Genomic DNA, 25731 nt, shown 5'->3' on the forward strand with positions numbered 1-25731 from the left:
GCATGTCTCGGCTCCCCGAGCCCGCGCCGGCTGCGCTCTCGTTCCAGTTCCTTGCCGAGATCGCATCCGGGGCCACCACCCGCGTTGATCTCTGCAGGTCGGCAGGTCCGCACCGGCCTGGGGAGCTGCTCGCCGTCAAGCGGCTGCACCCGCACTTCGCCGAGGATCAGAACGTCTCCACCCGGTTCCTCGACGAGGTGCGCACGACCGCGGCGCTCAAGCACCCGAACGTGGTCGAGGTCGCCGGCTGGGGGACGGACGAGCAGGGGTGGTACTTCGCCGTCGAGCTCGTGCAGGGCGTGAGCCTCGCGCGGCTCATGAAGACCGTCTTCGACACCGGCGAGATGTTCTCCGAGCGGCTCGTCGTCCACGTCGGCGCGACGCTCTGCCGCGGGCTCAGCGCGGCGCACGAGCTCCGCTCGCCTTCCGGCGCGCTGCTCAACCTCGTGCACCGCGATTTAACGCCGGGCAACGTGCTCGTCGGGTTCCAGGGCGAGGTGAAGATCGCCGATTTCGGGCTCGCCAAATCGTCGCTCCGCGTGATGACGACGGCCGTCGGGGCGCGCCGGCGCGTGACGACGTACATGGCGCCGGAGCAGGCCCGCGGGGGCGCCGCCGACAGGCGCTCCGACCTGTTCTCGCTCGGCGTCGTGCTGTTCGAGCTCTTCACCGGCAAGCACCCGTGGCCGTCGACGAGCGACTACGAGCTCCTGCGGAACGTGTCGACGCAGCCAGCGGCCGACCTGCGGGAGCTCCGGCCGAAGATCGACAAGGAGCTCGTGTCGATCGTGATGCGCTGTCTCGAGAGGGACCCGCCGTCGCGCTTCCAGAGCGCGGACGAGATCCTCGCTCGGCTGGAGGGCTGGCTGCACAGCCACGGGTACCACGAAGGGAACGAGGAGGCGCTCGGGCGCTTCGTGCGGCGCAACGCGATGAGGCAGATGCGCTGGTTCGAGCGCGCCGTCACCGGCGGCTTCGCCGGGGTCGCCAAGGCGCCGCGCCCCTCGCTCTCGACCGCCGAGGCGATCCCGCGTCGGCCTTCGGCCGATCCGCGGGGCAGGGGGGCGAACGCCCCCGGTCGGCTCCGCGGGGGCGGGGACGCGCGCGCTCAGAACGACGACGCGACGGACATCGAGGCGCGCCGCGGGACGCTGTCCCCGCCGCCGACCGGCCTCACGCCGCGCGAGGCGGACGCCGCGGACGACGACCTCGACCGGCGCGGACCGATCGCCTCCGAGACGGCCGAGGAGGCGACGGTCGTCGTCGGCAGCAACGGCAGGGTGCGCGCAGATCCCGGGTCCTCCAGCTCGGGCGGAGCACGGCGCCGCAGCAGCCTGCCCTCGTATGGATCGCTCACCGATCGGGACAGCGAGCCGCTGCTGGTGTCGGGGAACGAGCTGCGCGCGACGTCCGGGAACGAGGCGACGCCCTCGATCTCTGCCGTGGGCGTGTTCTCCGTGGATCACGACGCCGACACACCGCTCACGGCGCAGGGCGCGCCGGGAGTGGCGAGGCCGCTGCACGCGGAGGTCGACCGCCTCACGACCGAGGCGCTCCGGCTCCGCGAGGAGGCCCGCTTCGCGGTCGCCCACGCCGAGCGCAAGCTGGCGCTGTCCAAGGTGGCTGCTCACCTCTCCGAGATGGCCACCGAGGCGCTGCGCCTCTCCGCGAGCGCCGCCCCGGAGCGCGCGTCGCTCCGCCTCGACGAGGCGCTCGCGCTCGAGCGGGCGATGCACAAGGTGATGTCCGCGCCGCTCACGCTCGCGCCCGAGATGACGGCGCTGCCTGTCGCGTGGGGCAACGAGCAGCGGGCCATCCTCGCCCAGCTCGGCCTCGATCACCTGGCGTCCCCCGCCGCGTCGAGGCCCTCGGATTTCGGCGCGCCCCCGCATCGGCTCACGCCGGCGCCCGGGGACGTGAGCGCGGCCCAGCATCGGCTCACTCCGGCGCCCGGGGATGCGGGCGCGGCCCAGCCGTTCATGGGCGCCGACCCCGCGAGGCGTGACGCGGCAGGCGTGCCCTACGCCGCGCTCGCCGTCCGGGGCGACGCTGCGGGCGACGCGATCGGCCCGCCCACGGCCGCGGACGCCGTCGCGTTTCAGGCCAGCCTCCGGCCGATGCTCCTCGGCGTGCCGCGCGCGCTCGCGCTCGCCGTCGCGGCGGCGGCCTTCATGGCGTTCGTCTTGCTGGCCTGGTTCTATTCCTGAAGCGCCGCTGCGCGCGCTGGCGGGGAGCGCGCGAGCGCGCCCGACGCGCCGAGACGTCGCTTGATCCCGGCGGGGCACGGCGGCTACCGTCCTTGGATCATGAGCGAGCAAAGCGACTGGGTGCTGATCGGCCTGGATGAGACCACGGCGCGCCGGCAGGGGATCCCCGCGCGCATGCCGGTGCCTCGGGGGGAGTTCGAGGGGCTGGCTGACAAGGGGCTCAGCATCGACGCCGCCCGCAAGTGGATCAAAGACTTCCTCACGAACTCCGAGCCCGGCAAGAGCGGCGTCTGGCGCAAGCAGAACAGCACGCTCGTCTCGCAGTTCGAGGCGTTCCTCGACAAGGCTCCGGTCTGGGAGCGCGCGCAGAAGGCGTTCGGCGAGCGCGATTACGAGAAGGCGATCTCGGCGCTCAAGCGCATCATCACGATGGATCCGGACGATCACGCCGCGCGGCTGAACCTCGCCTCGGCGCAGGCGAACATGGGCGATCACCCGGCGGCGCTGAAGAGCTTCCAGTCGATCCGAAAGACGTTCCAGGGGGACGCCGACTACCACGTGGCGGTCGGGCAAGTGCACCTGGCGATGCAGAAGAAGGACGCCGCCCTCGATGAGATGGTGCTCGCGCTCGAGGCGAAGCCCGACTGCCAGCCGGCGCTGGACGCGATGGTCCAGCTCGGGGTCCTCCTGCCGATCTACGAGAACCCGCGCGACGCGGCCTCGCTCGTCTACGTGCGCTCCGACGCGGTGCTCGAGTACCTCGCGGGCCAGTGGGACGCGGCGCCCCGCGACGGCGCGTTCTATCTCGAGCAGCTCGCCTACCACGAGCGCGAGCTCCGCCACGACGTCGCGCTGGCTGCAGCGGAGCGCGCCGTCGCCGCCTCGGGCGAAGGGGCGAGCCGCGAGCGCGCGCACCTCGCGCGGATCGCCGCGCTCCGCTCGCTCGGGCGCACCGACGAGGCGCTCGCCGCGGCCGAGGCCTTCGTCGCGACGGCGCCGTCCTCGTCGGGCGCCTGGGTCGAGCTCGCCAAGTGCCTGTCCCAGGCGGGCCGCGGCGCGGAGGTGCCCGCCGCGGTCGAGCGCGCGCTGGAGAGCGACCCAGGCGACCTCGCGGCGCTCTCGCTCCGGTTCTGGCCGAGCGATCCCGCGGACATCCAGAAGGTCAACGAGGCGATCCCCGCGCTCGCCGCCTTCGTCGCGGCTCACCCCGAGAGCGCCGGCGCGCGCCGCTCGCTCGCCCGCGCCGAGCTGGTCGCAGGTCGGATCGACGACGCGCTCGCGGGCTTCGCGGCGGCCGTCGCGCTCGCGCCCGGGGACGACGACCTCCGGGCCGAGTACTGGACCGAGCTCGGGAAGCAGCAGCGGTACCCGGACATCATCGCCGACGCCGCGAAGCTCTCGGACCTCGCGAAGCGCGACTGGAAGCTGCGGTGGAACGAGGCCGAGGCGTACGCCGCGCTCGGCAAGAACATCGAGGCGCGGGCGGCGTTCTCGGCCATCAACTTCGACGAGTCGCTGCACGTCGACGTGCGCCGCAGGGCCAAGCGCGCCGTCAAGACGATGGATGAGACGCCGCCCGTCGCGCCGTGACGCCGGGCCGCGGGCGGCGCGCGCTCAGAGCGAGCCGGAGACGCCGAGCCCGACGGTGTCGCCCGTGACGATCGGCTTCACCGACAGGGCGACGTCGTTGCGGACGAGCTTCTTCTCCGGCGCGGCGAGGCCGCCGATGAACATCGCGGCCCCAGCGACCTGAGCCAGCCCGTCGACCATGAGGACGAAGACGCCGCCGCCCTTCGCATCGGCGGTGCCGACGGTGATGAAGGGGCCGGCGAGCGGGATGTAGAGCGGGAGGAAGCTCTCGCCGCTTCCGCCGCTCGCCCTGTCAACGCTCTCCGCCATGAGCCCGACCATCGCCGAGAGGATGTAGGTGACGCCGAACGTCACGGCGCCGCCGATGACCAGGCCGCGGCGCGCCCTCTCCTCGACGCGGTAACCCTCCGGGACGGCCTGCCCTTCCTCGTAGTTCATGATCCTCGGGCCAACCGGATACGAGCCGGAAGGCGAGGCGTATCCCGGAGGCGGCGCGTATCCCGGAGGCGGGGCGTATCCCGGCGGCGGGGCGTATCCCGGCGGCGGGGCGTATCCCGGCGGCGGGTAGTAGCCGGGCTGCTGCCCATACGGGGCAGGCGCGCCGTACGGAGCGGGGGCCCCGTGGGGCGCGGGCTGCGGCTCGGCGCCTGCGCGCGGCGAGGACGCAGGAGGCGCCTGCGCGAAGGCGGAGGGGGCGCTGAGCAGGAGTGCGGCGAGGGGTGCTGCGCTGGCGAGGAGCGCTCGCCACGGGTGCGTCGAGGCGCCCTGTCCGGGATGGGTCGTCATGGTCAATGACGCTAACGCAGCTCCGTCGCCAAGGTCCAGACGAGCGCAGGACGCCGGCGGGCGGCGTGTGTGCTCTCGGGCGGCGGCTATGCGCGCGTGCGCGCGGGCTCCATCGGCTGGTGCCTCCTCACGGCGCCACCGTCCATGCGCGCCTCGAGCGCCGGCGCGTGATGGTCCTCCAGGAGCGGCGGGATCTCGCCCGTGATCAACCGCGAGGCGCGCTCGTAGGTCACGTAGGACAGGGCCCACGAGAACAGCACCAGGAAGCGGTTACGGAAGCCGATCAGGAAGAGGATATGCACGAACAGCCACGCGAGCCACGCCAGGAACCCGGAGAGCTTCAGCTTGCCGAAGTCGGCGACCGCCGCGGCGCGCCCGATCGTCGCCAGGGATCCCCGGTCGTTGTAACGGAACGGCAGCCGCGGCAGCCCCCGCAGGGTGCGCGCGATGCAGCGCGCGGCGTGGCGCCCTCCCTGGATCGCCGCGGGCGCCACGCCGGGCACGGGCGTCCCGTCCTCCTGCTTCAGCGACGCGAGGTCGCCGATGACGTAGATGTCCTCGTGACCCGGCACCGTCAGGTCCGGCGCCACCAGCACGCGCCCTGCCCGGTCGAGCGGCGCTCCGAGGGTGCGGGCGAGGGCGGACGCCGCCACGCCGGCCCCCCAGAGCACGGTCCTGGCTTCGATCCGCTTGTCGCCGATCGAGACCCCCTCCTCGTCGATGTCGGTGACGCGGCAGTTCGTCCGCACCTCCACGTTGAGCGAGACCAGCTGCTGTCGCGCCTTCTCGCCGAGCTCCGGCACGTACGACGGCAGCACCTGCCCGGCCCCTTCCAGCAGGAGGATGCGGGCCTTGCTCGGATCGATGCGCCGGAACTCGCGCACGAGCGTGTGCCTCGCGAGCTCCGAGAGGGCGCCGGCGAGCTCGACGCCCGTCGGGCCCGCGCCCACCACCACGAACGTCATCCAGGCGCTCCGCCGCGCCGGATCCGGCTCGCGCTCGGCCGCCTCGAAGGCGAGGAGGACGCGCCGGCGAATCTCGAGCGCGTCCTCGACGGTCTTGAGCCCGGGCGCGACGGCCGCCCACGCGTCGTTCCCGAAGTACGAATGCGACGCCCCCGCCGCGATGATCAGCTTGTCGTAGCCGAGCTCGCCGTCCTCGAAGATCACCCGCTTCTGGACGGGATCGATCGCCTTCACCTCGGCGAGGATCACGCTCGTGTTCTTCTGCTTGCGCAGCACGTGGCGGATGGGCGTGGCGATGTCGCTCGCGCTCAGGCCCGCCGTCGCGACCTGATACAGGAGGGGCTGGAACGTGTGATGGTTGTGCCGGTCGATCACGGTCACCCGTACCGGCTCGCGCCGGAGCGCCCGCGCCGCGTAGAGGCCGCCGAAGCCGGCACCGATGATGACGACGTGCTCCATGCCGTGGCCCTGGTTCCCGTACGCCACCGCAGCAAGAGCCGGAGCCGCAGATCTCCCGCTTTGACCCTGGACGTGCAGGGGGCGCCCTCGCTCGTTCGCGGGATGGCGGCCGCGAGACGGCCGCTCGTGATCCCCGTCGTCCCCCTCTCGTCCCCCTCTCGTCGGCGTCGCCGTCCGTTCGTCGGGCAGCGCCGGCGTCAGGCGCCCCAGGCGGTGCGCGGCAGGGGCCGGCCGATCGCCGCTGGCCCGGCTAAGCCGTCTTGCCCTGAGCGATCCACTTGTTCATGAAGACCGCGCTGACCTCCCACCCTTGCCGCAGCTCTTTCTCGGCGCTGCTCTCGAGCATGCCGCCGACACCGAACACCTTCGCTTCGATCGTGATCTCGGCGATCCGACGCACCTTGTTGTCGCCGATGGCCTCGGCGCGCACCACGCCCTCGTTGCGCATCTTGTCGGCCAGCGTGCTTGGCGTCAGCTTGAAGGTCCACACGTTCGTCGCCTTGTTCAGCCTGCCCTCTTCGGTGTAGCGGAACCCGGAGCCGAGCAGCTTCTCGACGGGGCCGGGCAAATTCATCTTCGGCTTCCCGGCCGACCTCCGGATGATCTCCGTCGCCGTCTCGACCTGCTCCGTGATCGTGAACTCGGGGAAACCGAGCTCCTTCCTGTAGAGCTCCTCGTTGAAAGTCTTGTCCAGGAACAGCTTCCAGAACGTCTCGAGGTTGCAGTTGATCTCGTGCGTGAGGGTGAACTTGCCCATGGGATCGTTCCTTTGCGGTGCGCGGGGTCGATGACGTCCAGCCCCGCGTTTACCGCAGCCCGTACGTGGCGTCCATGTCTCGACCAGGACCGCTGAACACGGGATCTGCGCTGGCGACGCGTCCGTCTGCGTTGCGCGCGCCACCGGCGCTGTGCACCGTTGCGTACGCGCGTTCCGGGCGATGCGGGGGCTGGCGGCGGGCTTCCAGGGCTTCTGCGTCCGTGCGATCATGACGCTGTGACGTGCATCCTCGTCATCGACGACGACGCCGCGATCCGAGCCATGTTTGCGCGTTCGCTCCGTACGCTGGGCGACGTCGAGGAGGCGAACGGCGGGGCGCCGGCGCTGCGCCGGCTCTCCGCGCGCAAGTTCGATCTCGTGGTGCTCGATCTGCACATGCCGCTGATCGACGGCTTCAGCGTGCTCGAGTCGCTCTCGGCCAAGGGAGCGCTGAACCGCGACACGCCCGTCTTCGTCGTGACGGCCGACGAGTCGCAGCAGGCGCGCATCCGCGCGCTGCGACGGCACGCGATCTTCCTGCTCTCGAAGCCGGTGAACCTCGCCATGCTGGTGTCGCTCGCGGAGTCGTCGCTGAAGAAAGCTGCGGCCCGCGCCACCCCGCCCCCGCCGCCCGACGAGGCGCAGCCGGAGAAGCCGAAGGAGGACTGAGCGCGACGCGCCGGCCGCGCGGGCTGCGGGGGAGGCAGCCGCGCCCGGTCCGAAGGCGCTACCGCGGCGCCAGGTCGAGGGGGGGCGCAGCGGGGCGCGGTCGAGGCGGCGCCTGGCCGGGGACGGGCCCGCGCGGCAGCGTGGAGACGGGCGGAGTCGCCGGCAGTCCGGGCTGGCTCGCGGGCCGAGGCGGAGGCCACCCGGTGACGGACGGCGTGGGCAGGGGCCCTGGGACGCGCGGCGCAGGGGTGACCGAGGAGCCCGGGTACGGCGCCCCCGGCGCGGGTGCGGCGCCGGGGACGTACGCCGGCTGCCCGCTCGGGAGAGGGGGGGCTGCATCGGCGGGCACCGCGGCATCCGCGGCCGCGTCGGCCGGGGCGGCCGCGGATGCCGCGTCGGTGATCAGCTCGGCTGCGGCTGCATCGGTCGGGGCCGCGGCGTCCGCGACGGCGTCGCTCGCGACCGTCGACGCCGTCGCTGCCGCGTCCGCCTTCGCCGCGGCATCGGCGCCGGCATCGGGCGCTTGCACCGTCGGCGCGGACGCGCTGGGGCTGGCGGAAGGCACCACCACACCGCCGAGCGGCATGCGGCCGGAACGCGCGAGCAGCAGGAGCGCAACGGCTGCGACCACGCCCAGGACGATCAGCGCGAGCAACGCCACGCGGACGGAGGATCCCTTCGCGGGCGGGGACGCGCGGCGCTCGGGCGCGGACGCGACAGCGCTCGCGGGGCCGCTCGCGTGCGCCGCCGGACCGACGTAACCCGCCGGCCCCGGGGGCACCGGCGGCCCCACCTGCAGCGGCGGCGGGAGCAGCGGCAGCGGCGAAAGCCCCGCCGGGAAATCGAGCGGCGAGCCTGCTCCGTCGGGGTTCGACTTGCGGGTCGCATCCGGGGTCGATTTGCGCGTCGCGTCCGGGTTCGACTTGCGCATCGGGTCGGCGTTCGCGCGGCGCGGGCTCGTCGGCGCCGGCATGCGCGAGCTGGCCGGCCCCGACATGCGCGAGCTTGCCGGTCCCGACATGCGCGAGCTCGCGGGCCCTGACATGCGCGAGCTCGCGGGCCCCGACATGCGCGAGCTCGCGGGGCCTGCCGGGGACGAGGGCGGCGCCGCGTCGGCCGCGCCCCCGCCCTCCGTCGACTCCGGGCCGTCCTGCAGGATCGGCAGCATGGAGATGCGCCGCAGCATCACCTCGGTCGCGTCCTCGGGGCGCGAGGCCTGCGGCTTCTGAGGGTGGGCGCGCTCGGCGAGGATCCGGTCGAGCTCGTCGAGCGCCTGATCGATCCGCTCCTTGCGCGCCTCGGCGACCCCGGGGAGCAGATCGCGGACGAGCTGGCCCACCTGTTTGTCGGTGTAGCTCTCGCGGACCGCGGCGCTCACCTGCTCGAGATCGCGGCGCAGCTCCGCGGCCGTCTGGTACCGCTCGTTCGGGTTCTTGGCGAGCGCGCGCATGATGATGCGGTCGAGCTCCGGGTGGACCTCGGGCATGATCTCGCGCGGCGGCTGCGGGTTGCGGTTGGCGATCTGCTGCATCGCCTCCAGCGGGCCCTTGCCGCGGAACGGCGTGTGGCCCGTCACCAGCAGGTAGAGCAGCACGCCCATCGAGAAGAGATCGCTGCGGCGGTCGAGCGCCCCGCCCATGACCTGCTCGGGCGAGAAATACCCCGTCTTGCCCTTGATCGCGCCGACGCGGCTGGTCTGCGCGCGCGCCCGCGTCTTCGCGACGCCGAAGTCGACGACCTTGACCATGCCGTCGAACGTCACCATCACGTTCTCCGGCGTGACGTCGCGGTGGATCAGGTTGAGGAGCTCGCCCGTGTCGTCGCGGACCTCGTGCGCCGCGTGCAGCCCGGCGCACGCGTCGATCATCACGTGGAGCACCCAGCCGAGCGGCAAGAGCGCGCGCTTCGCCTTCTGGTTCGAGAAGATCTTCGCGATCGGGGCGCCGTCGATCCACTCCATCGCGAGGTACGGCCGATCGCGGACCTCGCCGTACGCGAGGATGTGCACGACGTTCGGGTGGAGGATCCGCGACGCGGTGCACGCCTCGTCGAGGAACATCGCCCGCGCGTCGTCATCCCCGCGCATCGCGTCCGACAGCAGCTTGACGGCGACGATCTGGACGGAGCCGTTGGGCCGCCTGAGCCGCGCAGCCCACACGGCGGCCATGCCGCCCACGGCTGCAGGGAACAGCAGCTCATAGGGGCCGATCGTATCGCCCGGCTGGAAGTTCCCCGGGTCGTCGTCGTTCCAATCACTCCACGGATCTTTGGCCACGCGCTCCCCCACCATGTCGGAAGACGTGCAGCGCGACAAGACCTGGCGCTCGGCCCCGTCTTCCCGCTCCCCTGCGCGGCGCCGCCGGTGTCAGGCCCGGCGACGCTCGCCTACCATGCGCTCGAGCCGCCCGAGCGCCCGGACGAGGACATCCTCGCTCGGGCCGAAAGAAAAGCGGACGTGGTGGCGGAACCGCGACGGCCGCCCCGCCCGGCGCTTGCCGGGGTTGACGTCGAAGAACTCGCCCGGCACGACGATGATCCGCTCCCCGAGGGCCGCCCGGAAGAAGCCGTAGCCGTCGGAGAGCCCCGGGGGCAGATCCGCGACCGAGCCCCAGACGTAGAACGTGCCCTCGGGCTCCGCGTCGACCGTGACGCCGATCCTGCGCAGTCCCTCGAGCATGATCTCACGCTTGTGCGAGAACGTCCGGTGGATGGCCGTCGTCTCGGCGCGGGTGTGCTCGATGGTAAGCAGCTCTGCCGCGGCGCGCTGCATCGGCTTGGAGCCGCCGCCGTCGAGGAAGCTGCCGGCGCTCGCCACCGCCTCGATGACCTCGCGCGGCCCCAGCGTCCAGGTGACGCGCCAGCCGGGGTAGCGCCAGTTCTTGGTCAGGCCGTCGAAGATCACGACCGGATCGCGGTCGACCTCCTCGACGTAGCGTGCGGCGCTCTCCATGGGGGCGACGTCGCCCATCCCGTAGATGTAGTGTGAGTAGAACTCGTCGAGCAGGAGCGCGCAATCGAGCTCCTTCGCGGTGCGGACCCAGGCGGCGAGCTCCTCGCCCCGCACGTGCTTCCCGGTCGGGTTGCAGGGGTTCGAGGCGAGGATCGCGCTCAGGCCGCGGCCCAGGATCTCGCGGCGCAGGTCGCCGACGGAGAACGAGTAGCCGCGTTCGCCCTCCAGCAGGATCGGGATCGGCGAGAACAGCCGGAAGACGTCGAGCAGCTCCTCGTAGGCGGTGTAGTCGGGGAGGAAGTGGCCGAGGTTGATCTGCCCGAGCGCCGCCGCGGCGCGGGTGAGGGCGATGCGACCCCCGCCCGACACCGCCACGTTCTCGGCCGTGTAGCGCGACGGCATGCCCCGCCGGTACGCGCGGTTGTAGAGCGACGCGATCGCCTCGCGCAGCTCCCAGAGGCCGGCCACGGGCGCGTATTCCTGGTCGTCTCCGGAGATCGGCACCGCCGAGCAGCGCGCGGGCGAGCCCGGGAGCGGGCCCGTCTCCGGCTGGCCCTGCCCGAGGTTGCACCAGCCGTCCGTCCCCTCGTCGGCGCCCGCCTTGAACCCCAGGCGCGCGGCCTCTGTCGTCACGTAGATGACGCCCGTCCGCGGGACCTTCCGGAAAGCGTGGACCGCCCGGTCGTCGCCGCGCGGCGGGGCCGGCGTGTTCCCCCGGTCGGCCGCCGCCCCAGGATCGCTGGGCCGGGCCTCGTCTCCCTGGACGTCGCTTCGCTCGTCGGGGTGCTCTCGCGCTGCTTCTGTCATCGTTCGTTTCCAGGCACTTCCAGGCATGGGAGGCGCTGCCGTGGCGACCCAGCAGGAGGCGAGCGCCTCAGGCCTGCTGGGCCGTCGGCTTTCCGCCGTCCTCGCTCGCCGGCTCGGGCTGCCGCGCCCACGGCATCGTCTTACCCGAGAAGATCCAGAGCAGGTAATAGCAGAAGGCGAGTGAGACAGCGGTGAGCACCGTGTACTTGTCGTCGTTGTAGTTGAACGTGATCCAGATGAACTGGCTGAGCGCCGCCAGGCCGAACAGGGGTACCTCGATCTGGCGCTTCACCCGGGTGAGCGGCGCGCTCAAGATCATGAATGAATAGTAATAACAGGTGAGCTGCGAGAGCAGGATGACGAAGATCTGGGCGAGGCACTGGGCGACCCACAGCGAGCGGACCCGCCGGCACACGTAAACGAAGCCCGCCAGGGTCGCGGAGATGATCCCGTAGGCGATCCAGCGATATTTCGCGTAGCGCTCGTTGCGCATCCGCTTCCAGACCTCGAACGGATCGACGAGCTTCGTGTCCTTCGTGTACTTCATGCGGCCGGACTCGACGCCCGTGCCGGGCTCGTGGCCGACGAGCACGCGGAGGCCCATGTGGTTCGTCAGCGGCGTCTGGTCGTGCACCTTGAGCGTGTGCTCGTAGAACTGCCGGTACGAGTCGGTGCCCGAGACCTTCATGCTCACCGGAATGAGCACGGCGGCCGCGAGGACGCCGCCGATCAGCACCTGCACGTGCGACCTCGCCATGCGCTTGTGGCGGACGAGGTGAATCCCGGCGACGGTGAGCCAGCCGATCACGGGCAGGCCCGGGAAGATGCGCAGGAGGCCCGCGTAGACCATGCTCGCGCCCGCGAGCTTGAAGTAGCGCTTCCGGATGAGGCAGGCCGAGAGGACCAGGTAGAAGAGCCAGTCCTGCCGGAGGAACGCGCCGCCCGTCCAGTAGAACGGCGCCGACGACTGGCAGCCCCAGAAGATCGCCGCGACGGCGAAGACCCGCCACCCGAAGGCCCAGTAGAGGGCGGCGAACATCCCGAGCAGATAGAAAATATCGAAGCCGGCGAGGAACTGGAGGTAGCGGGTGCTGGCCGGCTGGAGGTCCGCCCAGAACTTACCCATGATCGTCCAGACCGGCGGCGGGTTGTAGCCGTGGTCCTTCTGCATGTCCTCCCAGTAGCCCTTGTCCGAGGCTGTCCGGAAGAACTGCACGTCGGCCTTGAACGCGTCCCAGCGCTCCGGTGAGAAGTGCGCCTTGCAGATCTCGGGCGTGCTGAGCACCTCGCTCGCCGGCATGAGGAGGTTGTCGCCACCGAGGTTCCGGATCTTCTTGTCCGGGTGGCGCACCTCCTTCGCCATGTCCAGCTTGACCTGCCGCCCGGTGTCCTCGTTCGTGTACGTGACGAGGCCCAGCTCGTCCTGCGCGATCAGCGCGCATTTGTAGAGGCCGTCGTACCCCATCTCCGGGAAGTACTTGGCCCCCATGTAATAATGGAACTGATCCCAGCGGTGGTAATACTTGGGATAGCCGAAGCGGAAGCCGTTGAAGTACGCGATGATGGCGGCGACACCGAGCGCCACGCCGGCGAACCGCTTCCAGCGCTCCGCGATCGGCCGACGCATCCCCTCGCGGTGCGTCTCGTAGAAGACGCAGAGCGCGGCGCCCATCGCGATCGCCACCTTCGCCATGTCCACGGCGCGGGCGTGCTCGTCGATGTACCGGTCCAGACCATAGAAGAAGAGCGCGACGCCGCCGGCGACCGCGCTGTACCGCGCGAGCATGCGGAGCCGCGACGGGGCGAACCAGTTGAGCGCGAACGCGACGCCGAAGTAGGCGCAGAGCGCGATGACGATCTCGATGACTTGTTGTGACGTGAGCTTCATTGCCTGCGGTTCGGATCGGGATCGAGGTGACGCGGGACGCGCCGGCGGGCCTCTTCGCCGGCCTTCCACGGCAGCGCGCCCGGCGTCGGGCGCTGCTGCCGCCGCCCCGACCCGCCGCTGCGGGCTGGAGCCCGTCGGCCGGGGCGACGCCGTAGGTGCAGGACGCACCCCGTCCCGGACGGGCTCCACGGGGGAGGCGGGGCCACCTTAGCCGAAATCCCAGGAGTGTGGCGCTCTCGTTGTGGTCGCCATGGGCATCGGCGGGCGTACCCAGGTGGCGTGCGTGGGACCGGTGTGACCGGGGCGGAGCCATGTCGGCTCCACGTGCTGCGCAATTGAGCGGGCTTCCTCCGCCGAGCAGAGCTCGTGTATCGTCTCCCTTCGTGTCGAACGACAGTTTCTCTTCCGCTTCTTCGGGGGGCTCGGAGCGAGAGGGGGCCCGGGGCCCCTACGGCTTTCTCGTGCGGGTCGACGGCGCGCCGCCGCTCTGGTGCCGGGAGGTGCGGGGCTTTCACCGCGCCGCCGTCGCCGCGGCCGACCCTGACGCGCTGCCTCCCGCGCAGCTCGTGCTCGTCGGCCTCGACGAGCCGGCGCGCGCGTGGCTCGCGTCGTGGGCCGAGGACAGCGAGCGCGTGCGGCGCACGCTGACGATCCGCCGGCTGCTCGACGACCGGGAAGCCACCGCGGTCGTGACGCTGGCGTCCTACGGCTACGGAGTCAACACCGCGCTCGCCGTGGAGTCGGTCGTGGTGCCCGGGGGCGACGGCCCGGCGGCCATCCTGCGCAGCGGGGTCCACACGAAGGAAGAGATCGACGCGATGCTCGCGGTCCTCGCCACGGCGCTGCCGGAGGGCGAGGAGGCGAGCTGGTTCGCGCACGTCTGACGCGCGCGGGGCCCGGTCACGGCGCGCTGATCCGCCGCGCGACGTCCTCGCCGTTGTTCCACCGGACCTGTTCCGGCAGAGCTGCGCGCTTGCGTCCTGCACGTCGTCTCGCTGGAGCGCGCCGCGCCTCGTCCTGCCGAGACGCGCCTTGAACCTCGCCCTGCCTGGCTGCTTCTCCGGTGACGCCTGCCCGGCGGCGTGCGGCGTGCGGCGTGGAGTGTGCGTTGTCGAACGACGCCTGCCCGGCTGCGCTGCGAGACGCGGTGGGAGCGGTGGGACGATGCGGACCGTGGGTGGACATGGGGTGGACATGGATGGAATGGAAGAGAATCGCTTTCGATGTTTCGGTGCGTGAGCCCCTTGCTCGCCTGAACAGCGGTGATACGCTGGTCCTCGGCCTCGGACGGAGCATCAGCTCCAGGATGGTCCTGCCGTGGAGCACCACGGTGCCGGGGTCGACACCAGATCGGCGGGCTCTCCGCTGATCCGCAATCGAACACCCTTGCCATGCCGGACGATCCCTTTCGATCCGGCGCGGGGTGCCGGCAAGCCGGAGGAGGGATGGACACCATGCACAGTACCAGTGGCTCTTCTATACCGGAGGCTGGGAACGGCTGACCCTCGTGGAGCGTGGACGCAGGGTCATCGGGGCCTTGCAAAACGCTACCGCGCTCGGCCAGGTCCGGCGCTCGATAACCTGTTGACTGCCATCGCGACCTCCGCGAGGCCGGCAGAGAGGGAATCGAGGAAGACTCAGGTCTTCCGGCAACGATTCTCACCGGTGCTCCGGGGCCGAATGCTCGTCGCGATGGGACAGGGGGGGCGCCGCACAGGCGGGATCAAGCGGGGTCCAGAAGGCCTCCGGTAGAGGCCCACGGGACGGGTCGGGTGCGAGCAAAGCACCCGACCCGTTTTTATTTCCATTGCCTGGGAGCGCTTTTTTGTCCTGCGCCGTGCCCGTCTGGTACGCGGGCTCGATGCGGATGCTGCTGCTCGCGCTGCTGCCGGCGTTGCTCCTTCTTCCAGCGTGCGCCGACGCCTTCGGGGATCGAGAGGCGCCGGAGCGGGGGACCGCGCTCGGCGAGTTCCACGTGGTCGGGACGCAGACGGCGAACACGTGCGGGGAGGGGGCGCTCGGCGCGAAGCGCCTGTGGGAGTTCGACGTCGAGCTCGCGCGCGGCGACGGCGCCCTCTACTGGAACAACGGCGCCAGCGTGATCGCAGGCGTCATCGACGACGACGAGGTGGGCTTCTCGATCGACGGGCGCGTGGTGGTGGACATGCGCGCCGGCGACGCGCCGCCGGGGCCGCCGTGCTCCGTCGAGCGCCGCGACCGGGCGCTCGGGCAGCTCGGCGGCAGAGGGGATGACGTCGCGGGGTTCAAGGCGACGATGTCCTTCGAGTTCGTGCCCACGGCGGGGTCTCGGTGCGAGGACCTCGTCGCCGGAGAGCTCAGCGTCGCGCCTGTGGTCGCGGCGCTGCCGTGCGGCATGGCCTACGATCTCAAGGCCAAGCGGAGCGCGCTCCCGCCCGAGTGAGCGTCGGCTGGGCGTGGACCTCCGGGCGCGCGCCGCGGTAGGGTGCCACGGTCGTGAAGCACGTCATCCATTCTCTGGGCGGGCGCGGCGGGCGGCGCACCGTCCTGGTCCACGGCGGCGCGGGCAACGTCGCTCCGGAGCGGCGGCCGCTGCATGCGGCGGGGTGCCTCCGCGCGGCGCGCGAGGGAGCGCGCGTGCTCTCCGAGGGAGGCAGCGCGCTCGACGCTGTCGAGCGCGCGGTGCGCGTCCTCGAGGACGATCCGCTCTTCAACGCGGGCACGGGCGCGTGCCTCAACGAGGAGGGCCACGTCGAGCTCGACGCGTCGATCATGGAGGGCCGCGGGCTCAGGGCCGGCGCGGTCTGCGCGCTCTCGGAGTTCGCCGAGCCGATCGCGATCGCGCGCGCGGCGCTGGAGGACGGCCGGCACGTGCTGTACGCTGCGCACGGCGCCGCGCGGTTCGCGCGGACGAAGGGGTTCACGCCCGTGGGCGAGGCGGCGCTCATCACGGAGGCGGCCCGGGAGGCGCTCGCGGCGGCCCAGCAAGGCATCCGCGCGACCTCCTGGGCGGGCAACACGGTCGGCGCGGTGGCGCTCGACGAGGGCGGGCTCACCGCCGCGGCGACGAGCACGGGCGGCACCGTCAACAAGCGGGTCGGGCGGGTGGGGGACTCGCCGCTCATCGGGGCAGGGACGTACGCGGACGACGAGGCCGGGGCCGTGTCGACGACCGGCCACGGCGAGGGGATGATCCGGCTCGCCGTGGCGCACTCGGCCGTGGAGCGGATGCGCGCGGGCATCGGCGCGGTCGACGCGGCGAGCGGGATCATCGCGCACCTGGCGGAGCGCCTCGACATCACCGGGGGCGTCATTGCGCTCGATCGGGCTGGGCGGTTCGGGCTGGCGCGATCGACCGCGACCATGTCGTGGGCGGCGGTCGGCGATTGGGGCGAGGAAAGCGGTGTGTGAATTCGCCTTGCAGAGAACCCAGATTATTCCATGGTCACTGTTCATTGCGTGACGCCCCTGGCGCTCTCGCGTGTGCGGTCGTGAGCATCACTGTCCGTCCGCGTTCGTCCTGAGCTGGGGTGTTCGCAACCAAGCCGCGGCGCTGTTGCGCGCGTCGGATCATGGCGTGTCATGCACGGCGAGGCGGCCTGAACGGTGCCCGATCCACGGGGACGACGGCATGCTGTATTTCATGGCGCTGCTGCACGCGAGCGGCGAGTTCAAGGCGTACGCGCCGCAGTGAGGCGCGGCGGCGCGACAATTCGTGTGATCCGGGCTCCGTCGCGCGAGGCGATGAGCCCGTGGCGCACGAATCTGCGCCCCGCTATAGTCCGCCGCCCCCATGATCCCTGCCGGTCCTCTGCCCATCACCCCGCTGTCCTCGCCGCCGGATCGGATCTGGCGGGTCCCTGGCTCGAAGAGCATCACGAACCGCGCGCTCGTGCTGGCTGCGCTCGCCGACGGCGAGAGCACGCTGGAGGGGGTGCTCCATAGCGACGACACGCGGCACATGCGGTCCGCGCTGGAAGCGCTGGGGATCGGGATCGAGGACGCCGGGCCGCACACGCTGGTGGTGAAGGGGGGGCGGGGCCGGCTGCGCGCGCCGGGGCGCGAGCTGTTCATCGGGAACAGCGGCACCACGGTGCGGTTCCTCGCGGCGCTCGCGTGCCTCGTGCCGGGCGAGGTGGTGCTGGTCGGCGATGAGCACATGGCGAAGCGGCCGATCGCCGATCTGGTCGACGGCCTGAGGCAGCTCGGGGCGGACGTGGAGTGCGCGACCGGGTGCCCGCCGCTCAGGATCCGGGGCGGCCGGCTGAAGGGCGGCACGATGACGATGCGCGGCGATCGCTCCAGCCAGTACTTCTCGGCGGTGATGATGGCAGGCCCCTTCGCCGACGCGGCCATCGACCTGCGCGTCGCCGGCGAGCTGGTCAGTCGCCCCTACGTCGAGATCACGCGGCGCATGGTCGCGGATTTCGGAGGTCGCATCGACGAGGCCGCGGGCGGGTTCACGGTCCATCCCGCCGCGGGGTACCGCCCGCGGGCGTACCCGATCGAGCCCGACGCGTCGTCCGCGAGCTATCCGTTCGCGCTCGCCGCGGCCGCGGGCGGCGCCATCACCGTGCCCGGTCTTGCCGAGGGGGCGTTGCAGGGAGACTACCGGTTCGTCGAGCTCCTGGAGCAGGCAGGCGCGCGCGTGAGCCGGCAAGCCGACGCCACCACCGTGCGCAGCGATGGGCGCCTGCGCGGCATCGACGTCGACATGCACCACATCTCGGACACCGTGATGACGCTGGCCGCGATCGCTCCGCTCCTCGAGGGGCCGACGACGATCCGGAATGTGGCGAACATCCGGATCAAGGAGACCGACCGCCTCGCCGCCACGGTCGCGGAGCTCCGCCGCCTGGGCCAGGAGGTGACCCACGGCGACGACTGGCTCCGTATCGAGCCTCGGCCGCTGACGCCCGCGCTCGTGCGCAGCTACAGCGACCACCGCATGGCGATGAGCTTCGCGATCCTGGGGCTGTGCCGGCCGGGGATCACCATCGAGGATCCGGCCTGCGTCGCGAAGACGTACCCGACGTTCTGGGAGGACGTCGATGCGTGCTCCCGCGCAGAAGGCGCGGCGCCCGCCGTGTGATCCCGGCCCGCGCCGCCGGTCGGGCGCTCAAGAGACGGCGAGCACGGCCTCCACCTCGATCTTCAGATCAGGGGAGAAGAGCCCGGCGACACGGACCAGGGAGCTCGCCGGCAGCGCGGTGCCATAGATTCGTAACAGGGTCTCTCGCAGCGCCCCGATATCGTCGAGGCTCGTGACGAAGATCGTCACCTTGGCTATCGCGTCCAGGCCGACCCGTTCGGCGCGCGCGATGCTCGCGATCTGGGAGAAGATCGCCTCGGCCTGCTCGGACACACTGCCCTTCTGAGCGGGCGAGCCGAAGGCCGTCAGCCCTGAAAGGAACAGAAAGCCGTGGTGCTCGACGGCATGAACGTACGGACCCACCGGATCACCCAGCGCAGGATAGTTCTTTCGCTCCACGGCTGCTCTCCTTGCCTGCCACGTCCCGCGGCACCTCGGAGGGCGCGCGCTCGACCAGCTGCGCGAGATCCATAACACACGCGCGCCGGGTCCCATGTCAGAGGCGGGGCCGCGCGTTCTCGTCGAGCCAGTCGAGCGCCTCGTCCATCACCCGCTCGGCGTCCGGCAGCGCTCCGTGGTGCGCGCCGGGCATCTCCCGGTAGACGGCCGGTATCTTGGCGGCGAGGAGCCCGCTCGCGCCCTCCTTCATGCGGTACGTGGCGTCGAGCTCGCCGCTGATCATCACCGCTCCCCGGATGTCCCGGAGGCGCGCGGCCGAGGGCGTCGTGGGCGCGCCGAGCAGCACCAGCCGCGAGTACCGCTCCGGCCACCGCTCCGCGAGCCGCTCCGCGATATAGGCGCCCTGCGAGTAACCGATGATCACGAGGTCCTCCGCCTCGCCGCCGCACGCCGCCAGCGCGCTCCGGATGCGGCCGTCCTGCTCCTCGGCGTCGGGCGAGTACTTGCTGAACACCCGGTCGGCGCCGCAAGGCACGTCGCCCTGGAGCCCGAGCACACCGCCGTGCTCCCGCGCCGTCCTCGTGAAGGCCTGCACGTAGCCCAGCCCGTGCCCGCACATGCCGTGAAGGAACACCATTCGTGGACACGCGCCGAGCGGCCCGGTGACGACGAACGCCGGCAAGTCGCCTGGCACGGGCACCTCGGTCGCCGTGAGCGGCGGCTCGACGGGCTGCCGCTCGACCCTCGCGGGCTGCGCCGGGCGCTCCTCCGCGAGGGCTCGGTCCTCCTTGCTACACGCCGTCGTGAGCATGGCGACGCCGAGGCCGGCCAGAGCGAGAACGGAGAACTTCATACGACTGGCTTGGTGCCAGGACCGGCCGACGGCAAGCGGGGCGCCGCGCAGAGAGCAGGGCGAGCTGTGCGGAGATCACGGCCCGTAAAACAGAGGGTGAGCGGGCTCATCTGTTCATTGCCCTCTCTGCCTCCTCCGCGCTTGCCACGACGGCGACGAGGAGGCGCCTCGGAGAGAGGGGCAGATCGGCATGGGGCTGCCAGAAGGCGCTCTCGCTGGCGATGTCAGCCGGGCTGTTGCTCGTGACGGCGTACATCGGTCGCCAGCGCGCGCCGCGCGGCGGATGCGCGGGCCAGCTGGATCAGCGGCCCCCCTGGTGGCCGATCAGGAGATGACCCAGGTCCACCGCGATCATGACGACGGTCGCGGCGACGAGCACGGCGAAGAGGAGGCGGAGGATCCGGTTCGGGAGGACGTTGGTGGTGAGCGCGCCGAGCTGGGAGCCGACGGAGGAGCCGACGAGCAGGGCCAGGGCGAGGCGGAGCGAGACGAAGCCATGGAGCGCTTGCTCGAACGTGCCCACGGCGACGGTCACGAAGAGGAGCAGCACGCCCGTGCCTGCGGCGTTGCGCACCGAGAGCCCGAAGCCGTAGAGCATGATCGGCATGAAGAGGACGCCGCCGCCGATGCCCATGAGCCCCGAGGCCGCGCCCAGCACGAAGCCGAGGTAAGCCATCATCGGGACCGAAACCCGCTCGAGTCCCACGCCCGGGAGATCGATGAACGGCGGGATCCGGATCCGGGTCACCAGCGGCCCCGGGATGGTCACGTCGCCCCGGGGCGCCTCGCGCCCGCGCGCCCGGATCGCGTCGCGCGCGACGTAGACGGTCGTGAGCGAGAGCAGCACGATGAAGACCAGGTCCAGTACGAGCGTCACCGCCGGGACGGGGCGGCCGAGCACCACCCACCTCCCGCGCTCGGAGAGGTGGGCGAGCAGGCGCGTCCCGGCGTCCACGCCGATCAGGCTGCCGCCGAGCATCACGAGATCGATGCGAGGCTCGCCGCGCCCGAGGTGGCGGTACTTCAGGAAGGACGCGATCGAGGTGCCGCACTTCTGGCAGAGCGCCGAGCCGACCGCGACCGGCGCGGGCACGCCCACGATCGCGATCAGCACCGGCGTGAGCAGAAAGCCTCCGCCCACGCCGAACATCCCCGCGATGTAGCCGATGAAGAGCCCGATCAGCGCCAGCATCACCAGCGAGACGGGGTGTCCCACGCCAGCATGAAGGCTGATCTCGAGCATGGCGCCCCGCTCAGATATGGTACTCAGTGGGCGGGAGCGGCGGGTCCGCCTTGCCGGCGTGCGCCCTCCGCCGCGCCACGATGGCCTCGACGCGGTTCGAGACCCAGACGACCATCACCCCCCAGGCGAGGGGCACGAGGACGCAGAGGGTCGCATACACGACGGGGCTCATGGCGGGCAGCTCGGGGGTTGGCTTGGGCTCCGGTGCGAGAACGTCAAGGCCGCAGCGAGAGCCACCCCGGCAACGGTTCTCGCGGTGAGCTGGTTCGACTGCGAGCACCTGCTGCCCTGACCGGCTCGGGCCAGTCGAGCCCGTTGTCCTGGCGGAGGTGCGGTGCGGGGTGGCAACTCTCCAACGCCCCGAGAAATCGTGCGGCCCGTGCGATTCATGCGACGGACTTTGCCCCTCACGGCCGGGAGGCGAGCCGCCGCCCGGACGATGAGGGACCGCGCGAGGTATCATGAGACGACTTATTTTCTTGAGAGGGGGTCCGCTCACCCGGCGAGCAGCGCGGTTCTATCCTTCATGGCGGAGATAAAATCCGTTATAATGGATGCGTTCGGCTGGCGCGCCTCCACGGATCGTCGCGCTGTGCGAGCGCGGCGCCGAGGCGCGCAGGGAACAGCCTGGCATCGCGGCAGGGGAGCCCGTCCCGCGCTGCGAGAGACGATCGATTGCAGGGATGGCAAGGAGCAGACCGATGAGTGATCGCGGCGTGGCGCATTTCGGCGAGCGGCACGGCGGCGAGGGACCGGCGCCCCGCTTCGCGCAGTGGAACGAGGTGATCGAGGCGCTGCTCGGGCATCGCTCGGTGCGGCGTTATTGTCCTCAGGTGCGTGGCGGTAAAATTTCAATGCCCGAGAAATCGTGCGTCCCGTGCAATTCTCATGACTGACTTCGCCCTGCTCTCACAACCTGGGTGAGAAACGAGGCCACCATTCCGCTCACGGCCGGGAGGCACGGCGCCGACCGGACGATGAGGGGCCGCGCGAGGTATGCATGAGACGACCTGTTTTCTTGATTTGCTTTTCGCTCGCTTCCGCTCACCTGGCATGCGGATCGAGCGGTGAACCCGGAACCGGCTCGGACGGGGCCGGCGGGGAGGGCGCCGGGACGGGCGGCGGCGCGACCGGCGCGGCGTCCAGCGGCAGCGGCGCGGGCACCAGCGCTGCGTCCGGCAGCGGCGGCGCCGGGACCAACGCCGCGTCCGGCAGCGGCACCGCCGGGACCAGCGTCGCGACCGGCAGCGGCGGCGCGGGCACGGGCGCGGGCGAGCCGACGGGGTTCGCGCAGATGGAAGACCTCGACCGCGGTGTCGTGGCCGTGCCCACGGACGGCGGCACGTACGTGGGCTTTCGCCTGTTCGGCTACGACCCCGACGACATCGCGTTCAACGTCTACCGCGACGGCGCCAAGGTCAACGCCGCGCCGCTCGCGGACTCCACGAACCTCGTGGACCGCGACGGCTCTCCGAGCTCGGTCTACACCGTGCGCCCCGTCATCGGCGGCGTCGAGCAGGGCGAGTCGGAGTTCGCGACCGTGTGGAAGGATGGAGCCCTGTCCATCCCGACGACGCCGCCGCCCGCAGGGGACGGCTACACGTACTCGAGCGGCGATGGCAGCGTGGGAGACGTGGACGGCGACGGGCGTTACGAGATCATCCTCAAGTGGGATCCGTCGAACCTCCAGGACAACTCGAAGGCCGGCCGCACCGGCAAGACCTACCTCGACGCGTACTCGCTCGACGGCAAACGGCTCTGGCGCATCGATCTCGGCGTGAACATCCGGGCCGGAGCGCACTACTCGCCGTTCCTCGTGTACGATCTCGACGGCGACGGGAAGGCGGAGGTGGCCGTCAAGACGGCGCCGGGGACGCGCGATGGCAGGGGCGAGTACCTCAGCAAGGGGCCCGCGGCCGGCGATGACGATTCCAAGGATTACCGCAACAACGACGGCTATATCCTCACCGGCCCGGAGTACCTCACCGTGTTCGCCGGAGACACCGGCGCAGAGCTCGCCACGACCGAGTTCAAGGTCGGGCGCGGCGACGTGTGCAGCTGGGGCAACAACGAGTGCTACGGCAACCGCGTCGACCGCTTCGTCGGCACCATCGCGTTCCTCGACGACACGGGGCGCCCGAGCGTTGTGTTCGGGCGCGGATACTACGCGCGCACGACGCTCTCGGCCTGGAACTACCGCGACGGCGCGCTCTCGAACCTCTGGACGTTCGACTCCAGCTCGAGCCGCGCCAACGAGGCGTTCGGCGGCAAGGGCTGCCACTCCATCAGCGTCGCGAACGTGGACGACGACCCGCAGCAGGAGATCATCAACGGCGGCGCCACGTTCGACGACGACGGCAAGGGCCTCTGCGCGGTGGACTACTACGCTCACGGCGACGCGCTGCACGTCACGGATCACATCCCGTCGCGCCCTGGCCTCGAGGTGTTCCAGCCGTACGAGGGCGGCGAGTCGCCCGCCTACGCCATGCGCGACGCCCGGACGTGCGAGGTCGTATGGAAGGGGCCAGGCAACGGCGGCGAGGAGGGCCCTGGCCGGGGCGTGGCGGCGGATGTCGACCCGCGCAGCCCCGGCAGCGAGGCGTGGGTCAACAACAGCGAGCTGCTGCGCGGCTCGGACGGCGATCGCGTCGGGAGCCGCCCTGCGTCGAGCAACTTCCTCATCTGGTGGGACGCGGACCTGAGCCGGGAGCTCCTCGACGGCAACGGCATCCGCCAGGCGGACGGCCAAGGGGGGAACTTCACGGCCGCGGGGTGTACCTCGAACAACGGTACGAAGAGCTCGCCGACGCTCAGCGCCGACATCCTGGGCGACTGGCGTGAAGAGGTGATCTTCCGCTGCGGCGATTCCATACGTATCTTCACCACGAACCAGGTCGCGACGAACCGGATCTACACCTTGATGCACGATCCGCAGTACCGCGTTGCCATCTCGTGGCAAAACGGCGCCTACAACCAGCCGCCTCACCCGAGCTTCCATATCGGGGAGGGGATGGCCGCGGCGCCGAAGCCGGATATCCACGTCCGCTGAGACACCGGCGCTAGCACGTCGCCTCGCTCGACTCGACATCTGAAGCCGACGGCCCGGCTATCGAGTCACCACGCGTCGAAAGGGCCGCCCTCACTGCACAGACTGCCTGTGAGCGTTCACAAGGTTTATAAATACACGAGTACAGTACATTCGTTAACACCGTTGACGAAGTTCGCGTGCCGCTGGTAGAGTGGTGTTACCTGCCCGAGGTGAGGCGGGTTGCGCCTGACGGACTGAGCCTAACGGCCTGAGAGCCTGAGAGAGCGACATGCGATTTATCGACCTGCACCAGGGTTCTGCGACCGACACCCGTTCATCCCGGCGGGGCCTGGCCACGCTCGCCGCGCTGGCCGCGTTGTTGCTCAGCGCGTGCGCCGGCGACGATGGCAACTCGTTGAGCGGCGCGTCGGAGGGCGGCGCGGGAGGACCCGACGCGACGGGCGGGACGGGCGGCGCGGGCTCGCAATCGAGCGTGAACTCAGGCTCTGGCGCGGGCACCGGCGCGGGCTCGCAGGCGAGCACGGGCGCGGATTCGGGCTCGGGCTCGGGTGCGGGCACCGGAGGCGCCGGTGTCGGCGGCGGTCCGGACGACCATCCTGCGTACGACCACTGCGTGAGCGGGTACATGCCGCACCCGAGCGACTCGGATCCCAACATGAAGGACGGCCCGGCGGAGTTCTTTCCGCCCGGCAACAACAGCCCGGACATCGTCGATACGACGGTGCAGCCCCAGGTCCTGGACTGGATGTATGAAAACCGGTGGCAGGACGCTCACGTCGAGTGGCACGCGATCCGCGCCTGCAACTTCGGGGGCGCCGGGAGCAAGGTGGGCATCTGCAAATTCAAGCAGCTGGTCCCGCAAGATCAGAACTGTCAGTCCGCCGGTGACGGCTATCAGTTCCTCGTGTTCCACCGCCACATGATCCAGGCGCTGCAGCAGCTCTGGCCCAATCATAAAGAGCAGTTCACGGGCTTCACCAAGTTCCCGACCAAGGCGGAAGATGTGCCGCCCCAGTGGCGCTCCGCGTGGAAGAACTGGGACTCGGCCGCCCTCGAAGCCGGGAAGATCGGCGATGAGATCGACAAGCCCGAGAACCTCGCGAGGTTCAAGGACGAAGGCGAGCTCGGCTTCTGGCTTCAGTGCAACGTGGGGCAGAAGCTGGCGGGGGCGACCAACATGCCGTGGGTGGGCCTCCACTTCGTTCTGCACGCCAAGTGGGCGCGGCCGGGCAACACGACGCACGGTGTGAACAACACCAACGCGAACATCGACAACTACATGTTCTGGAAGCTCCACGGCTGGATCGACAACGTGTGGGAGAAGTACCGGCGCGCCAAGGGGTTGTTGCCGACGGATCAGAAGCTGAAGGATGATCTCGTCGCGCAGTGCCGCGAGATGGATACCGAGATCAAGATCATCAAGGAGAACCTGGACCCCGAGGATGTCAGGGATCCCAATGCGCCTTTGCCGGACGAGTCCGGATACTTCCACGAGAAGGTGCGGCCCATCTTCGAGAGCGCGACGAACCTGTGCAGCGGCTGCCACGCCGAGTCGGGCCCCAACGCGGGGCTGTCGCTCGGTGGCCGCCTCAGCTCCAAGGAGATCGTCGACGGTCTGGTCAACGTGGCCTCCCGCGGCGGCGGCCAGTTCAAGCTCGTCGTCCCGGGCGACCCCGACCACAGCTGGCTCTACCTCAAGGCCGCCGGCAAGGCGGAAGCCGCGGGTTGCCAGCAGTCCTCCACGGCGCAGTGCATCTCGGGCGTGATGCCGCCCAGCACGGGGGGGCCGACGGTCAGCCCGGCGCAGCTCGAGATCTTGCGCAAATGGATCACGGACGGCGCCCCGGGACCGACCTGATCCTGGCGAACGCTTGAGGCCGGCGGGAATCCGAGCTGCCGGCCTCACGACATTCGGGGATCGGGGGGCGACATCAGCGCCCTCCGCCCCGCACCGCACCCCGAGGCGTCAGAGCATGCCCGGGGCGCTCCGCCTCCCTTCTGGCATCCCGCACATCGATCCCGTTGCTCTCCCCGTGGC

General features: G+C 71.0%; 20 protein-coding genes. 10 read left to right on the forward strand and 10 right to left on the reverse strand.

The window, feature by feature from the left end; translation table 11 throughout:
* The first annotated feature begins 2 nt into the window (after positions 1-2).
* Positions 3-2207: a protein kinase domain-containing protein gene (locus WMF11_RS16810; protein ID WP_437978146.1), complete on the forward strand. Its 2205-nt coding sequence runs from the start codon at positions 3-5 to the stop codon at positions 2205-2207.
* Between the two features lie 99 nt (positions 2208-2306).
* On the forward strand, positions 2307-3797 hold the full coding sequence (locus tag WMF11_RS16815; protein ID WP_437552874.1) for a tetratricopeptide repeat protein: 1491 nt from the start codon (positions 2307-2309) through the stop codon (positions 3795-3797).
* 24 nt (positions 3798-3821) lie between these two features.
* Here the strand turns inward: WMF11_RS16815 and WMF11_RS16820 are convergent, their stop codons facing one another.
* The 3 genes from WMF11_RS16820 to WMF11_RS16830 all read right to left on the reverse strand — a co-directional run bounded on the left by WMF11_RS16820 (position 3822) and on the right by WMF11_RS16830 (position 6764).
* Complete coding sequence (locus WMF11_RS16820; protein WP_437909401.1) at positions 3822-4583, reverse strand: hypothetical protein; 762 nt, start codon at positions 4581-4583, stop codon at positions 3822-3824.
* Between the two features lie 86 nt (positions 4584-4669).
* A complete protein-coding gene (locus tag WMF11_RS16825; protein ID WP_437909402.1) occupies positions 4670-6007 on the reverse strand; it encodes an NAD(P)/FAD-dependent oxidoreductase in 1338 nt (445 codons plus the stop codon).
* A 250-nt stretch (positions 6008-6257) separates the two neighbouring features.
* Positions 6258-6764 carry a DUF2505 domain-containing protein gene (locus WMF11_RS16830; protein ID WP_437746490.1) on the reverse strand — a complete coding sequence of 169 codons (507 nt, stop codon included), beginning with the start codon at positions 6762-6764 and terminating at the stop codon, positions 6258-6260.
* 237 nt (positions 6765-7001) lie between these two features.
* On the opposite strand from WMF11_RS16830, the gene WMF11_RS16835 reads away from it, so the two are divergent.
* On the forward strand, positions 7002-7433 hold the full coding sequence (locus WMF11_RS16835; protein WP_437552878.1) for a response regulator: 432 nt from the start codon (positions 7002-7004) through the stop codon (positions 7431-7433).
* A 58-nt stretch (positions 7434-7491) separates the two neighbouring features.
* Here the strand turns inward: WMF11_RS16835 and WMF11_RS16840 are convergent, their stop codons facing one another.
* From WMF11_RS16840 to WMF11_RS16850, 3 genes are all read right to left on the reverse strand, one after another.
* Positions 7492-9708 carry a protein kinase domain-containing protein gene (locus WMF11_RS16840; RefSeq protein ID WP_437909403.1) on the reverse strand — a complete coding sequence of 739 codons (2217 nt, stop codon included), beginning with the start codon at positions 9706-9708 and terminating at the stop codon, positions 7492-7494.
* A 90-nt stretch (positions 9709-9798) separates the two neighbouring features.
* Positions 9799-11190 carry a pyridoxal phosphate-dependent aminotransferase gene (locus WMF11_RS16845; protein WP_437909404.1) on the reverse strand — a complete coding sequence of 464 codons (1392 nt, stop codon included), beginning with the start codon at positions 11188-11190 and terminating at the stop codon, positions 9799-9801.
* A gap of 67 nt (positions 11191-11257) precedes the next feature.
* Positions 11258-13078: a hypothetical protein gene (locus WMF11_RS16850; protein ID WP_437978147.1), complete on the reverse strand. Its 1821-nt coding sequence runs from the start codon at positions 13076-13078 to the stop codon at positions 11258-11260.
* Positions 13079-13461: 383 nt separating this feature from the next.
* On the opposite strand from WMF11_RS16850, the gene WMF11_RS16855 reads away from it, so the two are divergent.
* The 4 genes from WMF11_RS16855 to aroA all read left to right on the forward strand — a co-directional run bounded on the left by WMF11_RS16855 (position 13462) and on the right by aroA (position 18149).
* Positions 13462-13962, forward strand: coding sequence for a hypothetical protein (locus WMF11_RS16855; protein ID WP_437552882.1), 501 nt, complete (start codon positions 13462-13464; stop codon positions 13960-13962).
* Between the two features lie 977 nt (positions 13963-14939).
* Positions 14940-15500, forward strand: a complete 561-nt coding sequence (locus WMF11_RS16860; protein WP_437978148.1) for a hypothetical protein — start codon at positions 14940-14942, stop codon at positions 15498-15500.
* Positions 15501-15553: 53 nt separating this feature from the next.
* Positions 15554-16468, forward strand: coding sequence for an isoaspartyl peptidase/L-asparaginase (locus WMF11_RS16865; protein ID WP_437978149.1), 915 nt, complete (start codon positions 15554-15556; stop codon positions 16466-16468).
* Positions 16469-16850: 382 nt separating this feature from the next.
* Complete coding sequence (aroA, locus tag WMF11_RS16870) at positions 16851-18149, forward strand: 3-phosphoshikimate 1-carboxyvinyltransferase (protein WP_437909407.1); 1299 nt, start codon at positions 16851-16853, stop codon at positions 18147-18149.
* A gap of 27 nt (positions 18150-18176) precedes the next feature.
* Here aroA and WMF11_RS16875 read toward each other — a convergent pair whose 3' ends face one another.
* The 4 genes from WMF11_RS16875 to WMF11_RS16890 form a co-directional block, all read right to left on the reverse strand.
* The gene (locus tag WMF11_RS16875; protein WP_437909408.1) at positions 18177-18548 is read right to left on the reverse strand and encodes a RidA family protein; all 372 of its coding nucleotides are present in this window, start codon (positions 18546-18548) and stop codon (positions 18177-18179) included.
* A gap of 97 nt (positions 18549-18645) precedes the next feature.
* A complete protein-coding gene (locus WMF11_RS16880) occupies positions 18646-19401 on the reverse strand; it encodes an alpha/beta hydrolase (protein ID WP_437978150.1) in 756 nt (251 codons plus the stop codon).
* 301 nt (positions 19402-19702) lie between these two features.
* Complete coding sequence (locus WMF11_RS16885) at positions 19703-20644, reverse strand: sulfite exporter TauE/SafE family protein (protein ID WP_437978151.1); 942 nt, start codon at positions 20642-20644, stop codon at positions 19703-19705.
* A 10-nt stretch (positions 20645-20654) separates the two neighbouring features.
* Positions 20655-20816 carry a hypothetical protein gene (locus tag WMF11_RS16890; RefSeq protein WP_437909411.1) on the reverse strand — a complete coding sequence of 54 codons (162 nt, stop codon included), beginning with the start codon at positions 20814-20816 and terminating at the stop codon, positions 20655-20657.
* A gap of 529 nt (positions 20817-21345) precedes the next feature.
* Here WMF11_RS16890 and WMF11_RS16895 point away from each other — a divergent pair.
* The 3 genes from WMF11_RS16895 (at position 21346) to WMF11_RS16905 (ending at position 25551) form a co-directional block, all read left to right on the forward strand.
* Positions 21346-21540, forward strand: a complete 195-nt coding sequence (locus WMF11_RS16895; protein ID WP_437978152.1) for a hypothetical protein — start codon at positions 21346-21348, stop codon at positions 21538-21540.
* A 122-nt stretch (positions 21541-21662) separates the two neighbouring features.
* Positions 21663-23693 carry a rhamnogalacturonan lyase gene (locus WMF11_RS16900; RefSeq protein ID WP_437978153.1) on the forward strand — a complete coding sequence of 677 codons (2031 nt, stop codon included), beginning with the start codon at positions 21663-21665 and terminating at the stop codon, positions 23691-23693.
* 268 nt (positions 23694-23961) lie between these two features.
* Positions 23962-25551 carry a hypothetical protein gene (locus WMF11_RS16905; protein WP_437978154.1) on the forward strand — a complete coding sequence of 530 codons (1590 nt, stop codon included), beginning with the start codon at positions 23962-23964 and terminating at the stop codon, positions 25549-25551.
* Positions 25552-25731: the final 180 nt, after the last annotated feature.

This window comes from Sorangium sp. So ce295 (assembly GCF_051527405.1).
Lineage (GTDB): Bacteria > Myxococcota_A > Polyangia > Polyangiales > Polyangiaceae > Sorangium > Sorangium cellulosum_B.

Excerpts from the sequence above, each read along its gene's own strand:
- WMF11_RS16810 (WP_437978146.1), top strand. The coding sequence starts at position 3 with ATGTCTCGGCTCCCCGAGCCCGCGCCGGCTGCGCTCTCGTTCCAGTTC.
- WMF11_RS16815 (WP_437552874.1), top strand. The coding sequence starts at position 2,307 with ATGAGCGAGCAAAGCGACTGGGTGCTGATCGGCCTGGATGAGACCACG.
- WMF11_RS16820 (WP_437909401.1), bottom strand. The coding sequence starts at position 4,583 with ATGACGACCCATCCCGGACAGGGCGCCTCGACGCACCCGTGGCGAGCG.
- WMF11_RS16825 (WP_437909402.1), bottom strand. The coding sequence starts at position 6,007 with ATGGAGCACGTCGTCATCATCGGTGCCGGCTTCGGCGGCCTCTACGCG.
- WMF11_RS16830 (WP_437746490.1), bottom strand. The coding sequence starts at position 6,764 with ATGGGCAAGTTCACCCTCACGCACGAGATCAACTGCAACCTCGAGACG.
- WMF11_RS16845 (WP_437909404.1), bottom strand. The coding sequence starts at position 11,190 with ATGACAGAAGCAGCGCGAGAGCACCCCGACGAGCGAAGCGACGTCCAG.
- WMF11_RS16850 (WP_437978147.1), bottom strand. The coding sequence starts at position 13,078 with ATGAAGCTCACGTCACAACAAGTCATCGAGATCGTCATCGCGCTCTGC.
- WMF11_RS16860 (WP_437978148.1), top strand. The coding sequence starts at position 14,940 with ATGCGGATGCTGCTGCTCGCGCTGCTGCCGGCGTTGCTCCTTCTTCCA.
- aroA (WP_437909407.1), top strand. The coding sequence starts at position 16,851 with ATGATCCCTGCCGGTCCTCTGCCCATCACCCCGCTGTCCTCGCCGCCG.
- WMF11_RS16880 (WP_437978150.1), bottom strand. The coding sequence starts at position 19,401 with ATGAAGTTCTCCGTTCTCGCTCTGGCCGGCCTCGGCGTCGCCATGCTC.
- WMF11_RS16885 (WP_437978151.1), bottom strand. The coding sequence starts at position 20,644 with ATGCTCGAGATCAGCCTTCATGCTGGCGTGGGACACCCCGTCTCGCTG.
- WMF11_RS16890 (WP_437909411.1), bottom strand. The coding sequence starts at position 20,816 with ATGAGCCCCGTCGTGTATGCGACCCTCTGCGTCCTCGTGCCCCTCGCC.
- WMF11_RS16895 (WP_437978152.1), top strand. The coding sequence starts at position 21,346 with ATGAGTGATCGCGGCGTGGCGCATTTCGGCGAGCGGCACGGCGGCGAG.
- WMF11_RS16905 (WP_437978154.1), top strand. The coding sequence starts at position 23,962 with ATGCGATTTATCGACCTGCACCAGGGTTCTGCGACCGACACCCGTTCA.